The organism is Paenibacillus mesophilus, from assembly GCF_005938385.1.
GTDB lineage: Bacteria > Bacillota > Bacilli > Paenibacillales > NBRC-103111 > Paenibacillus_AB > Paenibacillus_AB mesophilus.
In genome coordinates, this window is sequence record NZ_VCRA01000001.1 from 294483 (window position 1) to 308619 (window position 14137).

Genomic DNA, 14137 nt, shown 5'->3' on the forward strand with positions numbered 1-14137 from the left:
GTTCATTCGTGTTTTAGCGGTAGCTTATATTCTTGGTCGATACTCGGGAACGAGTTGTACTGATCGTCCTTGCATAGAGATGCTTAGTTGCGTTTATTAGCACTCACGACGTAAACGCTTTTTTTGCACCGTCTTGGTGCATCGTATACCCGCTCATGCCGGGCAGCTTGAAGATGAGTTTATCTTTGAACAGAAGCGGCTCGTCGAGATAAATGTCGCGCAATGGAGACAATATGCTTTCGTCCCAGACCAGTGCGGCAAATACCGGAGAAATGTCGACGAGCGGGTCGAATTTCTCCACCGAGTCCCCCCGTTTAGTTGGCGGAAACCAACTCGCACATTAAGCGGATTGACGATGTCGTCGTCTAGGCTGAGCAGCCTGTCGCATTCCGCCTGCCATACCGCAGCCTCCTGCTTGGTGAAAGCTCCTTTCACTACCATGTACCCTTTCCGGTTGTAGCTCTCCAACTGCTCATACGATAAAATCGCGTCCATCCGATTTCAACCTCCACTTTTTTGTTATGTTTGATGTTGTTCTGTATGTATCGTACATCTTTCTATTTACAAATGACATGCATTCGTTTATCGTTCTACATATACTTTTTTGTTATTAAGGCGGGAGGCGGCGGGGATCGAGACGATAGGAGAGGTGAGCACGGGCTTGCTCGTGCATTATTATTCCAAAGAGCGGGCTACCTTCAAGCTCGCGGAAGAAGTATACGTCGGATGGGCGCTGCTCGTATGTGAAGAAGGACGGTTCCATTATGAGATCGGGGATCAGTCGGGAGAAGTGCGGGTCGGGGAAGCCGTCCTTTGTCCGCCGGGACAAGTGCTGCGCCGAAAAGCGTTGTCTCCGCTCATTTTCCACTTCGCGCATTTCCATTTGCAGGCATTCTCGGGTAAAGAACCGACGGATTTTCCATATACGGGCAAGCTGACGTTCCGAAACTCCTCCCGTCTTCTGCATACATTGGCCTGTTTGAGAGAATCTCGGCTGAACGTGTCCCGCACCTATGCAGAGCATTTGCTGAACGATATCCTGTACCAATACATCGAAGAGTGCGCCGCCCGGAGAAAAGAATCGGCGCCGCAGGACGCCGGTATATTGGAAGCATTGCGATACATCGACGGGCAAGCGTTCGGAGACGTCTCCATGCAGCGCGCCGCCGCCCGCGCCGGCTTGAGCCAGTCGCAGTTTACCCGCAAATTCCAAAAGGAAATGGGCATCTCTCCGGTTAAATATTTGACGCAACTCCGCATGCAGAAAGCTAAGCAGATGCTGACCGATACCGAGGAGCCACTGGAGAAAATCGCCGAGCAGTGCGGCTATCAGAACGCGTTTTATTTAAGTCGGGTGTTCTCCAAGGAGATGGATATGAGCCCTTCGCGCTATCGCAGTTCTCACCGGGTATAGCAAGGCGGGACGCGGACCGGATTCTCGCTTTGTCGCCACGTAAACGTATATCCTGTTCCGTCCGCACAAACATTTGTTCTCGTTATAAATCGAACAGTCGAAAAAGTGCAATTAGAAAAATCCTCCTTTCGGGAGGATTTCGAGTCAGTTTAATCCGATTTGCGCTTTAGCTTGGAGTACACCGTTTTGGAATGTCATTGTCGCGTTTGCTCCGATAGCCCCTACTCCTTTCCACTTGTAAACAATTGTATGATCCTTTTCCCCTTTCACCCCTACTTCAGACATTACCTCTCCATCGCTGCCGATCATTTCTTTAACTTGGTCATACGTCATTCCTGTCTTTATTTTATTGAATTCTTTTTTATTGATTGTCGGCTTATTCTCCACAACCGGTTTAGGTTGATTTCCAACCTCTGTACTGATTGTCGTATTTGAAACCATTCCTACGGCAACAAAAAAGAGGATGCTGCCCGTCAAATAAATAGCAGTGACTTTTGCTCTTGACCTGAACTTACCCGGTATGATTGACGGGCTTATTAAGCCTAAAATCAGCATTGCTATACACAACAGACATAACGTTGTAAAAATGCTTACAGCCATGTTCTCACGCGATGAAACAAGTGACGATACCCCCACGGTAGCGATGAGACCGAGTAGTATATAGGAAAATACCTTTCCTGCCTTGTGTGCCAAGTAATGCTCCCCCTTTTTGGTAAATTGCACCTTTGACGATTGTATCATCTCCTTACGATTTCGTGGTTGAAAAGTTCCAGAAAACGAAAAGATCCCGGCAGCAAGCAGAGAAACCCCGTCGGCCGGCATGACAACCGGTTGCGTATCAGGTATAATTAGCCACAAAATCTATCGGTGACTTACATTGCGGAGTGATCATGGTGAGTTCGAGCTCGAAACGGTCCGGCGCCAGAACAAGACTGGAGCATATGATCGGAACATTAAGAGATGAAATCATAACGGGCGCAAGAAGCGTCGGCGATTACCTTCCTCCCGAACTGACGCTGTGCGAACAGTTTCAGCTAAGCAAAAAAACGGTCCGCAAAGGACTGGAGGTGCTCGTGGACGAAGGCTATATCGAGAAAGTCCCGAGGATCGGCGCGCGTATTATCGGATCGGTCCATCACGAAACCGTCGTATTGAAGTTCGGCTATTACCCGAAAATGGTGCGTGAAATCAACTTGCTCGACATGATCGACGCCTTCCAGCAGCAGTATCCGAACATACGCGTTCAAGCGGTTCCCGTCTCTCACCGGTACGATCCGGCGTTCAATGCGGAACGGCTTCGGACCGACAATCTGGACGTCGTTACGATAAACGCACATGACTTCGAATATTTTGCCGCTCCGGAACAAGAGTCATGTCCGCTTGAGCCTCTTGCGCCGAACGACGGCCTCTATCCATTTCTTGCGCAGCCGTTCCGTACGGATGGCAAGCTGTATGCGCTGCCTCTCGTCTTCACTCCAGTCATCCTTTGCTACAACAAGGAGCACTTTCTGGAACAACATTTGCCCGAGCCGGACAGCAGCTGGACCTGGGAAGATTTGCGCGCGACAGGAAGGGCGTTGTCCAACGGCAGCGACCGTTTCGGCTTCTACTTCCATCTTCCTTCCGGCAACCGATGGCCGATCTTCTTGTTGCAGAACGACATCGTCTTCCGCAAGGACGGGGAAGGCGGCTACGTCCTGAACGATCCGAAGCTGAAAGAAGCACTGTCCGTTTGCAGGGATCTTGTTCGCGATCCGCAGCTTTTTCCGGTCTTCTTGTCGGAGAACGACAGCGATGCCCATGCTTTGTTTTTGAACCGGAAAGTATCGATGATCTTGTGTACGTACGACAGTTTGAACGATTTCCGCAGCGCCCCGTTCGTCTACGACATCGCGCCGCTGCCGCATTATCGCGAATCGAGGACGCTGCTCGGCGCCATCGCGCTCGCCATGCACGCCCGCTCCGACAAAAAGCATGCAGCCAAGCTGTTCATCGATTATTTATTGTCGCATCGGAACCAGATGTTCATCCGCTTGAATACGCTCAGCATTCCAAGCCTGAAACGCGCGGCGGAATGGGTAGGAGAAGGCGAATGCGTTGCGAACCGTCCCTACCGATTTCACATGTACCGCGATATTATCCCGACCTTCCGCTTTGCCTCTACTCTCGGGCTGCCTACCGACTACTTGCTCCAAATGGGCCAGGATCTGAAGCTGTATTGGTCCCGGCTGGAAGAGCTGGAGCCGATACTGGAGAAGCTTGCGGCGAAGTTTTCCGCCGGCAATGACGCGCGATCATGATGGAACACAAAAGGCTTGCAGGATGCGTCTGTCGCATCCTGCAAGCCTTTCCCGTCACCGCGTTTGCCCTTACTTCCAGCGTTCCAGCAAATCGTTCGATGCCGCAAGCAATATCCGCTTCGCTTCCGTCCAAGCCGTTCCCGTTAAACCGGCCTGTTCCACAAGCTCCTTGAATCTGCGCATAAACTCGCCTGCCTTCTCCATCTTCCCGCTATCCGCGAAATGGTCGGCTTGGCGCAAGTCGTTTCTCAGCTGTACATACAACGGCTGCGATACGACTCCGCGATCATGCAGCTTCTCGAGCTCGTCTTCCAATTTATCCACCGACGCCTGCACGACGATTTCCAGCGTGTTGCCCCGTACGGTTTGACCCCGTACCGTTACTTCCGGATACACCGTCGCTCTGCCAGGAGTAAGTCCCTCCAGCTTGCCGTAGACGACTCTCGTGACACTCGGATCGCTTACGACCCATCGCGTCTCGGCTTCCGCCAAATCGACGGGGCGGCCGCTCATCCAGGTTGCCGTCAGCCGAACCGTTCTGCTCGCTCCCCATTCGACAACGCCGTCACCGGCTTCGGCAGCGACTTCTCCAAGCCGGATCGGCAAATATCCGATATTTTTCAAGTCGGATGCGTAATACAAGCTTCCTTCGCGATCCATCGACAGCAGCGTCGTAGATTTGGCCAGTTGCTCGTAATCGAGCGTCTGCGGATCGATCACCGTTACGGTCAAGCCGACATTCGTATACAGCAGTCCGTCCGCGCCGAAATATAAGTAGATCGGGCGCCACTGGCTTTTGTCGGGAGCGATATTGTAGATCACCCGGCTTTTGACGACATCGAGCGTAACCGGATCGAGGGCGAATATCGTGCCGACGCTGGCTCCCCATAACAAGCCGTCAGGGCCGAACTCCAAATCGCCGATGACGATCGGGCTCGCTATTCCCGGTATGGACAGCGTCTTGTCGATCAGTTTCCTCTCGCCCGCCACATCCCATACGAATACTTTCGCGGCGGCTTCCGTCGGATCGATTCCGAGTCCTCCGAATATGGAAGTACTGCCGTAAAGTTTGCCGTCCTTGTACGCAAGACCGACGATGCTTTGGTTCGGAACAACCCGGCTATGATCATATTCCTTCCACGACTGGGTGCCGCCGTCGTATACGGTCAACGTTCCGCCGAGCTTGCCGTATGCCGGAATCGTACCGATAAACAGCTTATTGCCGCCCGGCTCGAAGATGAACGGACGATCTTGCCCGGCAACGGTGCGCACAAGACGCGGGTTCGCGGCGGCGCTGCCGCCGATGCTCCATGGCAGCTCCGGGTTATACTCGTAGATGCGCGCTCCGGCGTACACGCCGAAATATACTTTGCCGTTCAAATAGCCGACGCCTTCCACTTGATGCAGCCCCTGCTCCTGCACGTCGAAGCGCCGGTATACCGTGTCGTACACGGACAACCCTTTATGATAGCCGCCTGCGTACAAGCTGCCGTCCGGTCCGTAGCTCATCGACTGGATCGTAACCCCTTGAGCCGACATATCCAGCTTAGGCGTTTCAACCAGCCCGCTCCGAGGCTCGTATATGAAATATTCGCCGTCGAGCGTAATGCCGAGCAGCACCGTTTGCCCCGCGAAAGGCCCCGTCTCGGGAACTCCCCAAGCGAACGCTTTAATATCCGAATCCTGCATATAATCGGGCAAAGTCGCCGTCTCCGTGCGCGTATCCGTAACGAGATCGTAGCGGTACATTTTATCCGTGTATTTGTAATACAAATACCGGCTGTCGAGAGGGTACGGGGGCGATACTTCCCCGCTGTACGGGAAACCGCCAATTGTCCGATGGGTCGCTTCATCGAGGACGAATGCGAATCTGCTGCTTTCCACGAACAATTTGCCGCCGTATATTCGGGTATCCTGAATGAAAGTCCCTTTGCTCGTCGTCGGAATTTCGGTCTTCTCACCCGTCTGACGGTCATATCGGACGAGCATCCTCGTCTCGGTGCCTGTATAAGGACCTACGCCTACATACAAGTACCGATCCGTCACGCCTACCCCTTCGGCGTACTCTTTCCCTTGCTTCATATTGCCCAAATCGCGAATCGCGCCCGTGCCGACGGCGTATTCGAATACTTTGCCTCCCGGATAAGTAGCGCCGTACAAGAAGCTGCCGTCCGGAGAAGGCTGCAGCGACCAGACGAATTTGCCCGACGGATTGACGCCGAGATCGGTCAATGCTTTCGCTGCCGGATCGTATTTGTACAACCGGCCGTTGTTGGAGCTGGCGAAATAAACGTTACGGTCGCTGCCGATCGTCATGGCCCAGACGATGTTCGTTCCTTGAACTTGCTTGGAAAACAACTTCTCCCCGGTCCATGCATCGAGCGCATAAAACGTGCCGGGCGAGCCGTTGGAATAAAAGTACGTCTCCATGCGGCCTTCCGCGGTCATTCCGATAGCGGCGGCCTGACCGAGCTGCAGAGGAACGGCATCCGGAATGACGACGGGACTGCCGAACTTGCTGCGAAAGCTCGAGTCTCTCCGGACAAGCTCGACTTGATCGTAATATGCGTCGCACAGCTCGCTCGTTCCGCAAATCATATTCACGCGGATATACGCCGTCCTCTCCGGTGTCGTGCCATCCGTCTGCAGCGTATACCAAGCTCCGTTCGTCACCGGGGTGTACATGCCGTCTCTGCCGATTCTTGCGCCCGCCGCATCCAAATATTCCAGATACAGCTGTCCGCCGCCGGTCACTACATTGACATTTACCGTGGCCCGGAATATTTCCCCCGGCAGCGCGGGTATTTTATCGCTGTATACGCCGCCGCCCTTGTCGCTCCAAGTATCCTGGATTCGCAATGAATAATTGCCTTCGAACCGGATCGCGCTCGACAGAGACGCTTCCGTACCGATATACGGCGTCCATCCGGGTATTCCTGCCGGTCCAAGCGGTTGTTCGAAGCCTCTGTTTGCCAGTAAACTTCCGTTGGATCGGACAATGCCCGGATAGGAAACATTCAGAACCGTCAAGAATGCCAACACCATCGTCAACAGGATGGCCAACCGACTCGCGCTTTTGCCGTACCTGCTCCGAATTGCCGCCATAGGTTGCTCACTCCTTCATTCCGGCGTATATTTCCACAAATTCGTTTCATCGGACATATACATGGTGCCGTTAACGTCAGCGGTTAAATAGCGCAGCCCGTTCCCCAGCTTTGTCAGCTCCATCGTAGCCGGGCGGATCATGAAAAACTGCCTGGCCACATTCGTTCCGTATACGTTGCCGTCTTTGCCGATCGCGAGCGAGGCGTCGGCCCATACCGTCTCTCTCTTTTCGTTACGCAGAAGCTTGGATTCGCAGTACACGATTTTCCGGGACCCGGGGTCGAATTGGAACACGCAATCTTCCGCAATCCCCCAAATCAAGCCGTCCGGACCGTCGATTAAACCGCTTACGGTTCCGCAGCCCGCGGCCGGAGCAAGTTCAAACACTTTCTCGCCGGTTGCCGGATCGAAGACGAACAGCTTGCCCGCGGTCTCCGTCGGACCGCTCGTGCCCAAACCTCCGTATATCGTCGTACCGCCGTATAGAAGGCCGTCTTTGTACAGAAGAGAGACGACTCCTTGGTTATGGACGATATTTTTGTAAACTTGCAGCTCCGTTGTCGTTAAGTCATATACCGCCAGCGCCCCTTGAAGCGAATGCGTATCGGGCACGGTACCGATAAACAGCTTGTTCAGCCGCTCCGCGCCGACGATCGCGAACGGCCGGTCCTGACCCTCCTTCATCAAATCCCATAGCTTGCGCGGGTTGCCGCCCCCCCAAGGCTTGGCGGGATCGTACTCGTATAGCCCGGCATTGCCGTATATCCCGGCGTATACTTTCCCTCCGAAGTCGGCGATCGATTCGGCTTGGCCGAATTCATGCGTTTCGGAGAACGTACCGTCAACGTCGCTGTAAGAAGAGAAGCCCATCATATATCCGCCGGTGTACACACGGCCGTCCGCCGCGGCGCACAAGCTGCGAACCTGAACCGGAGTCCCGTTATGACGGAAGCGCGACTCGGCCGTTCGTCCCGTGTCCTTATTGAACAGCATAATCCGTCCGCCCTCTGCTGCGGAAACCATCGTATAGCCGGGCCATTGCGAATGATGCAGCTCCATAAATTTCGCATCCTGATAATGAAGCGCTTTCACGGGATCGGCGGGGAACTTGTCGGCAAACGTCCGGGTTTTCACGTTGTACGAACGCAGCATTTTACCGCCGAAATAAATATGCTCGTCGTCTCCCGGCATGACCGCCACCGTCTTGCAGCCGAGTCCGAGGCCGCCGCCCGGATCATAATACTCGACCGTTTCCGTCGCCGTATCGATAATAAGCAGATGATCGGGTTTGCTCAGCCGGATAAACAGCTTTCCGAGCCCGTAGCCCATGCAAAATACCGATTGGTAGCGGGCATAGTCGTCCGGAAGCAGCTTGGCGAGCAGCTCCTCCCGCTCTCCGGTGGCGGGATCGATGCGGAACAATCTGGCCGTTTGTCTGCCCAAACCCGCATAGAGCACATTCCGGATCGGATCGTAGACGAGGGAATCGAGATACTTCTCCGTCGGGTGCACCCGCCCCAGATTGCGAATTTGCTTCGCGGCCGGATCATAGGCGAATAGGGTTGCATTCGGATACGTCCCCGTATAAAGAATGCCGTCTTTGCCTTCCGTCAAGTAATAGACGAACGTCTCTTCGCCGAGCCGGCCCAAATCCTCGATGCGGTCACTGCCCGGCACGTACCGGTACATCCGGCCGTTTCCGTATGTTCCCATATACACCGATCCGTCACTCGCCGCCTTTAACCCCCAAGACCCGCTGACCCCGGGCATATCGATCGACGTCAATACTTCCGCGCTTAGTGCGTCGACTACTGCAAATGCCGCGCTGTCGTTCCCTCCTTTAATAACGGTATAGATCACAACGTTGCCCCTCTGGTCACGGCCGATCTCGCTTCCGTTGTTGATCACCAATGTGAGCGCCGTTCCCAGGTCTACTAAAGTCCCCATACCCGAATCCTCCGATGTAAGAAATGAGAGCTAACGCTAGTTAAGCGTTCTGTCCGGATATTCGTACGAATATCCATGTATTCCACAGCATGAACGCGGTGAATCGTCTGAACCGAAGGCTGCCTGCCGACAGCTATCCGGTCGTGCGATCACGCGTCTCGTTAACGCCGGCCACCTCCTTTCGGGCTAAATGAGTTCATGACGCGATTGTGTATTGGTATCCTTTGGTATACAAAAAGTATAAGTACGGCCGAAATTATTGTCAATCCATATTTAATAAGCTTTAATCAATCTGATCATTCGTTTATTTATACACCTAAGGATACTATTAAACGAACAGCGGGACTCGACTTTGAAGAGCGTTCCACTTGTGCAGCTTGCCCTTGGAGGATGCGTGAATTGCGAATGTGGACGCGGAAAGCGGCAAATACGAGCTTGTAAAGACTGTTATCCATGTCAACGAGATACCCATATATGCTTGAGCAGCAAAAAGACCGTCCCCTTGCAAAAAGGGACGGTCATTCTCATACAACTGCTACCGGCCGATAGCGCATAAACCGGGAAAAAGCAGAGGCCACGCCGCCAACGGTTCAGTAATAACCTCGGCAAGCGTCGGGTCCGGAATCGGGTCGTTCCGGCGGTTTAACCAGATCGCGCGAATTCCCGCATGGCGAGCCCCCGCGATGTCAACGTCCCAAAGGTCGCCGATCACGGCCGCATCCTCCGGCGCCAAGCCGCAGCAGCCCGCTTCCCGGCACCCCCAGCTCACCGCTCGAACATCTGATCCCGGTGAGGTCCGACAGATACCCGGCGCACCGGTACGCCGATCAATTCCTCGATCCGCAGCACATAGGCTTGCGCTTCACGGGGGAGCTTGTCGAACGAGCGCACGTCCGATATCGCCGTTCGCCAGCCCGGCATCTTCTCCAGCACCGGCTGCGCCGTTTCCAGCTGCGCATTGACCGGAAAGGAGCCGGTCGTTCCGCTTTCCGTCCGGTATTGGACGCACAGCGGAATTTCATCCAAATAGCCGAGCACGTCGAGATTCGTCAGCGCAACCTCGGTCGCCCCTTGCACCATGCAGCCGTATCGGGTCGCTACCGCGTCGAACCATCCGACCCGGCGCGGCCGCTTGGTCACTACTCCGTACTCGCCCGCGTCCCCGCCCCGTTTGCGCAGCTCCTCCGCTTCCGCGCCGTGCAGCTCGGTCACGAACGGACCGGTCCCGACACAGCTCGAATACGCCTTCGTCACGGCGACGACGCGATCGATCGCATAGGGGGGCAAGCCCGCTCCGACCGAAGCGAAACCGGCCAATGTCGAGGAGGACGTGGAGAATGGATATATGCCGTGATCCGGGTCGCGGAGCGCCCCCAGCTGACCTTCCACCAGTATCGACTCGCCGCGCTTCCAAGCCGACTGCAGCAGCTCCGTCGTATCGCATACGTAAGGCTTTAACCGCTCCGCATCACGGAGCAGCTGCTCCGCCACAGACGCCGCATCAAGCTCCGACTTGCCATACAATTGCCGCAGCAGCACGTTTTTCGCTTCGAGCGCCGTTTCCAGCCGCGCCAGCAGCCGGCGCTCGTCGAACAAATCGGCGACCTGAACGCCCAGCTTCAAATATTTATCCGCATAAAACGGTGCAATTCCTTTCTTCGTCGATCCGAACTGCCTGTCGCCGAGCCGCTCTTCCTCCAGCGCGTCGAACAGGCGATGGTAAGGCGTTACGAGCTGAGCCCGATCGGACACCCTCAACTCCGGGGCAGGGATGCCCCTTTCGATCAAATTGTCCAGCTCCGCGAAAAAATCGCCCGGGTGAAACGCCACGCCCGGTCCGATCACGTTGATCGTTCCGGGACGGCATACGCCCGACGGGAGCAAGCTCAGCGCAAACTTGCCTTTTTCGTTAATGATCGTATGGCCCGCATTGCTGCCGCCTTGAAACCGGACGACTATATTCGACGTTCCCGCCAAAGCGTCCGTTATTTTGCCTTTTCCCTCGTCTCCCCAATTCGCGCCCACGACAGCCGTTACCGGCATTTGTCATTGCCCCTTTCGTTCTTGTCATCTTCCTTTCAATCCGATTATAATAAAGGCAAATCCATAAATAAAATGAATAGTATTGATAGCTGATATTAGTTAAATGAATATCAAGCTACTTCGCGACGCGTTAACGTTACATTAGCGGAAATCCGGATTTTGCTATTTCGCGGGCAAGGAACTTTTAGTTCCTCTATTCTCTATTGAACCTATGAACAGGATGACAAGAGGAAGTCTTAGTTCCTTTATTCGCAAAAAAACGAGCGGAAACGGCCCCGTCACAGACAATAAAGGAAATAATCGTTCCTTTATCCCCGTTCACGGAGCGTCTTTCGTGCAATAACGGAACTTATTGTTCCTCATCGTTGCCGTCACGGCTCATTTACTACCATACAAAGGATGTTCGCCATGATTGAAAATATGGAATGGTACCGGGCATTTTACGAGGTAGCCCAAACCGGCAGCTTCTCCAAAGCGGCGGAGCGCATGTTCATCACGCAGCCCGCCGTGAGCCATGCCATCAAACAGCTGGAATTCCGTCTCGGGGGCGCTCTGTTCTTCCGGACGTCTCGCGGCGTCAAGCTGACCGCCGAAGGCGAGGTGCTGCTGAAGTTCGTCTCCCAGGCGCATCATTTTCTCGAGAACGGAGAGAAGAAAATCGCCGAGATGCGCATGCTGATGGCCGGAGAAGTGAAGATCGGCGCCGGCGACACGTTGTGCCGCTACTACTTGCTGCCGTATTTGGAATCGTTCCACAAGGAGCACCCGAACGTCAAAATTCAAGTGACGAACCGGACGACTCGGGAAACGATCGCGCTGCTGAAGGAAGGGAGAATCGATTTCGGCATCGTCAATTTGCCTATCGAAGACCGGCAGCTGCACATCCGTGAAAGCATCTCGCTGCAAGACTGCTTCGTCGCGGGACATGACCACCCCGCTGCAACGGAGCATCCCTTATCGTGGCAACAGCTGGCCGCGCTGCCGCTGCTCATGCTCGAGCGGGGGAGCAGCATCCGTCGTTACGCGGACGAATTCGCCGAGCGGCAAGGCGTCCGCCTCCGGCCGGAAATCGAACTCGGCAGCATCGAGCTGATCGTCCAGTTTGCGCGAATCGGCCTTGGCGTCGGATGCGTCATTCGCGAATTCATCGCCGGCGAGCTGGCCGACGGGACACTGCGCGAATTGCCGCTCGAGCCCGCCCTGCCGCCCCGTTACGTCGGCCTCGTCACGCTCCGCGACGTTCCGCTGTCCGCGGCCGCTCAGCGTCTGCTTGAGCTATTGCCCTGAAAGCACATGTAATTCGCAGGTCCGATGCATATTCCAATCCGTCCGGGCAAAAAATGGATTTGTTCGCAAAAACTGCCCAGGAGGACGATCGATCGCATGAACTCGGACTATACGCACGAAACAACCGCCGCCGGTGCGGGAGGTGCCGCCGATCCCCGGACGGGGACGGGCGAAGGCGCGATGACGCTGACCGACCGTCAAGGACACCCGATCTCGGACAATCAGAATATCCGCACGGTCGGAAGCCGCGGGCCGTCCACATTGGAAAATTATCATTTTATCGAGAAAATCTCGCATTTCGACCGAGAACGCATTCCCGAGCGAGTCGTACATGCGCGCGGAGCCGGCGCATACGGCTACTTCGAAGCTTACGGCAAAGCGGGGAATGAGCCGGTCGCCGCTTATACCCGGGCCAAGCTGTTTCAGGAAGCGGGCAAGCGGACGCCCGTGTTCGTCCGTTTCTCCACCGTCGTGCACGGCGCCCACTCGCCGGAGACGCTGCGGGACCCGCGCGGCTTTGCCGTAAAATTTTATACCGAAGACGGCAATTGGGACTTGGTCGGCAACAACCTGAAAATCTTTTTCATCCGCGACCCGCTGAAATTTCCCGATATGGTGCACTCGTTCAAGCCCGATCCCGTGACGAACATAAGCGATCCGGAAAGAATGTTCGACTTCTTGTCCAACTCCCCGGAGGCGACCCATATGGTCACGTTCGTGTTCTCCCCGTGGGGCATTCCGGCCAATTACAGGCAGATGCAGGGCTCCGGCGTCAATACGTACAAATGGGTCAACGCGGACGGCAAAGCCGTTATCGTCAAATACCACTGGGAGCCGTTGAAAGCTCCGATCCGCAACTTGACGCAGAAGGAAGCGGAAGAAATTCAAGGCAAAAACTACAGCCATGCGACGCAGGACCTGTACGAGGCGATCGAACGCGGCGACTATCCGGAGTGGGAGCTGTGCGTGCAGATCATGAGCGACGACGAGCATCCCGAGCTCGACTTCGACCCGCTCGACCCGACCAAGCTGTGGGATGCCGAGCAGTTTCCTTTCCTGCCTGTAGGCAAAATGGTGCTGAACCGTAATCCGGAAAACTACTTCGCCGAAGTGGAGCAAGCGGCCTTCGGCACCGGAGTGCTAGTCGACGGCCTCGACTTCTCCGACGACAAGCTGCTGCAAGGCCGGACCTTCTCCTATTCGGATACGCAGCGGCATCGGGTCGGAACGAACTATTTGCAATTGCCGGTCAACGCTCCGAAAAAACATGTGGCGACCAACCAGCGCGACGGGCAGATGGCCTTCATCGTCGACCGGGCTCCGGACCAAAATCCGCATGTCAACTACGAGCCGTCCTCGATCGGAGGCTTGCGCGAAGCCGAGCCGGCCGGCAAAGAACACGAGCCCGCCTATAACGACAAGCTCGTACGGCGCAAAATCGAACGAGCCAACGACTTCAAGCAAGCCGGCGAAACGTACCGCCGCTTCGAGGACTGGGAGCGGGACGAACTGATCGCCAATTTGACGGACGCGCTTCTCGTATGCCGGCCGGTAATCCGCGACAAAATGATCGAATATTTCACTAACGCCGATCCCGAGTACGGACGCAAAGTATCCGAGAGCTTGACGAAGGCGGGCTCGTCGGCTGCGCGGATGGGCTCGGCCCAAGTGCAGCGGGGCGTGGAGATGGCCGACGAGATGGGCCGCACGACGGACGGCTATTGACGCAATTCGCCCGGAAAACCAGAAATAGCGGATCAAATTTCCGCTATTTCTGGTTTTTTTCAATTTTTGGGAAAATAGAGGAAATCTTATCCGATGATATGCGTCATGGACGAGCCGTCTCTAGTTGCCGCTGTCCCATACGTCGCCGCAGTTTTCGCCAAGCGCGTTCGCATCGGCGGACACGAGCACCTTCCAGGCGCTCTGCCGACGAATACGCTCCCCGCCGATGCTCCATGAAAAGCTCAGCCTGTCGGGGCTTATTCCGACAGGCTCTTTGCGCAACTAATTCGAAGCCTCTCCCAACCGGCTGTTCGCC

General features: G+C 55.3%; 10 protein-coding genes and 1 pseudogene. 4 read left to right on the forward strand and 7 right to left on the reverse strand.

Annotation, left to right across the window (positions count from 1 at the left end):
• Positions 1 to 103: 103 nt before the first annotated feature.
• Positions 104 to 301 (reverse strand): phytanoyl-CoA dioxygenase family protein, encoded by a 198-nt coding sequence (locus FE783_RS01055; protein WP_138877459.1) that lies wholly within the window; start codon positions 299 to 301, stop codon positions 104 to 106.
• Positions 302 to 649: 348 nt separating this feature from the next.
• Between FE783_RS01055 and FE783_RS01060 the strand changes: the two genes are divergently transcribed.
• The gene (locus FE783_RS01060; protein WP_202916106.1) at positions 650 to 1414 is read left to right on the forward strand and encodes an AraC family transcriptional regulator; all 765 of its coding nucleotides are present in this window, start codon (positions 650 to 652) and stop codon (positions 1412 to 1414) included.
• A 144-nt stretch (positions 1415 to 1558) separates the two neighbouring features.
• Here the strand turns inward: FE783_RS01060 and FE783_RS01065 are convergent, their stop codons facing one another.
• Positions 1559 to 2107 (reverse strand): DUF3862 domain-containing protein, encoded by a 549-nt coding sequence (locus FE783_RS01065; protein ID WP_238402815.1) that lies wholly within the window; start codon positions 2105 to 2107, stop codon positions 1559 to 1561.
• A 197-nt stretch (positions 2108 to 2304) separates the two neighbouring features.
• On the opposite strand from FE783_RS01065, the gene FE783_RS01070 reads away from it, so the two are divergent.
• The gene (locus FE783_RS01070; RefSeq protein ID WP_238402816.1) at positions 2305 to 3714 is read left to right on the forward strand and encodes an extracellular solute-binding protein; all 1410 of its coding nucleotides are present in this window, start codon (positions 2305 to 2307) and stop codon (positions 3712 to 3714) included.
• 69 nt (positions 3715 to 3783) lie between these two features.
• On the opposite strand, the gene FE783_RS01075 is transcribed toward FE783_RS01070, so the two are convergent.
• From FE783_RS01075 to FE783_RS01090, 4 genes are all read right to left on the reverse strand, one after another.
• The gene (locus FE783_RS01075) at positions 3784 to 6819 is read right to left on the reverse strand and encodes an FIMAH domain-containing protein (protein WP_138877462.1); all 3036 of its coding nucleotides are present in this window, start codon (positions 6817 to 6819) and stop codon (positions 3784 to 3786) included.
• Positions 6820 to 6834: 15 nt separating this feature from the next.
• A complete protein-coding gene (locus FE783_RS01080; protein ID WP_138877463.1) occupies positions 6835 to 8766 on the reverse strand; it encodes a ligand-binding sensor domain-containing protein in 1932 nt (643 codons plus the stop codon).
• 535 nt (positions 8767 to 9301) lie between these two features.
• Entirely contained in the window at positions 9302 to 9535 is a 234-nt protein-coding gene (locus FE783_RS01085; RefSeq protein WP_158301560.1) for an HAD family hydrolase, read from the reverse strand.
• Positions 9532 to 10809: an adenylosuccinate synthase gene (locus FE783_RS01090; protein WP_138877465.1), complete on the reverse strand. Its 1278-nt coding sequence runs from the start codon at positions 10807 to 10809 to the stop codon at positions 9532 to 9534. The genes FE783_RS01085 and FE783_RS01090 overlap by 4 nt, the downstream gene beginning before the upstream one ends.
• Before the next feature lie 408 nt (positions 10810 to 11217).
• On the opposite strand from FE783_RS01090, the gene FE783_RS01095 reads away from it, so the two are divergent.
• Both FE783_RS01095 and FE783_RS01100 read left to right on the forward strand, forming a co-directional pair.
• On the forward strand, positions 11218 to 12096 hold the full coding sequence (locus tag FE783_RS01095; protein ID WP_138877466.1) for a LysR family transcriptional regulator: 879 nt from the start codon (positions 11218 to 11220) through the stop codon (positions 12094 to 12096).
• Positions 12097 to 12192: 96 nt separating this feature from the next.
• A pseudogene (locus FE783_RS01100) lies at positions 12193 to 13728 on the forward strand (catalase); the annotation flags it as partial.
• Positions 13729 to 13941: 213 nt separating this feature from the next.
• Here the strand turns inward: FE783_RS01100 and FE783_RS37350 are convergent.
• A complete protein-coding gene (locus FE783_RS37350; RefSeq protein ID WP_158301561.1) occupies positions 13942 to 14103 on the reverse strand; it encodes a glycoside hydrolase family 78 protein in 162 nt (53 codons plus the stop codon).
• Between the last annotated feature and the right edge of the window lie 34 nt (positions 14104 to 14137).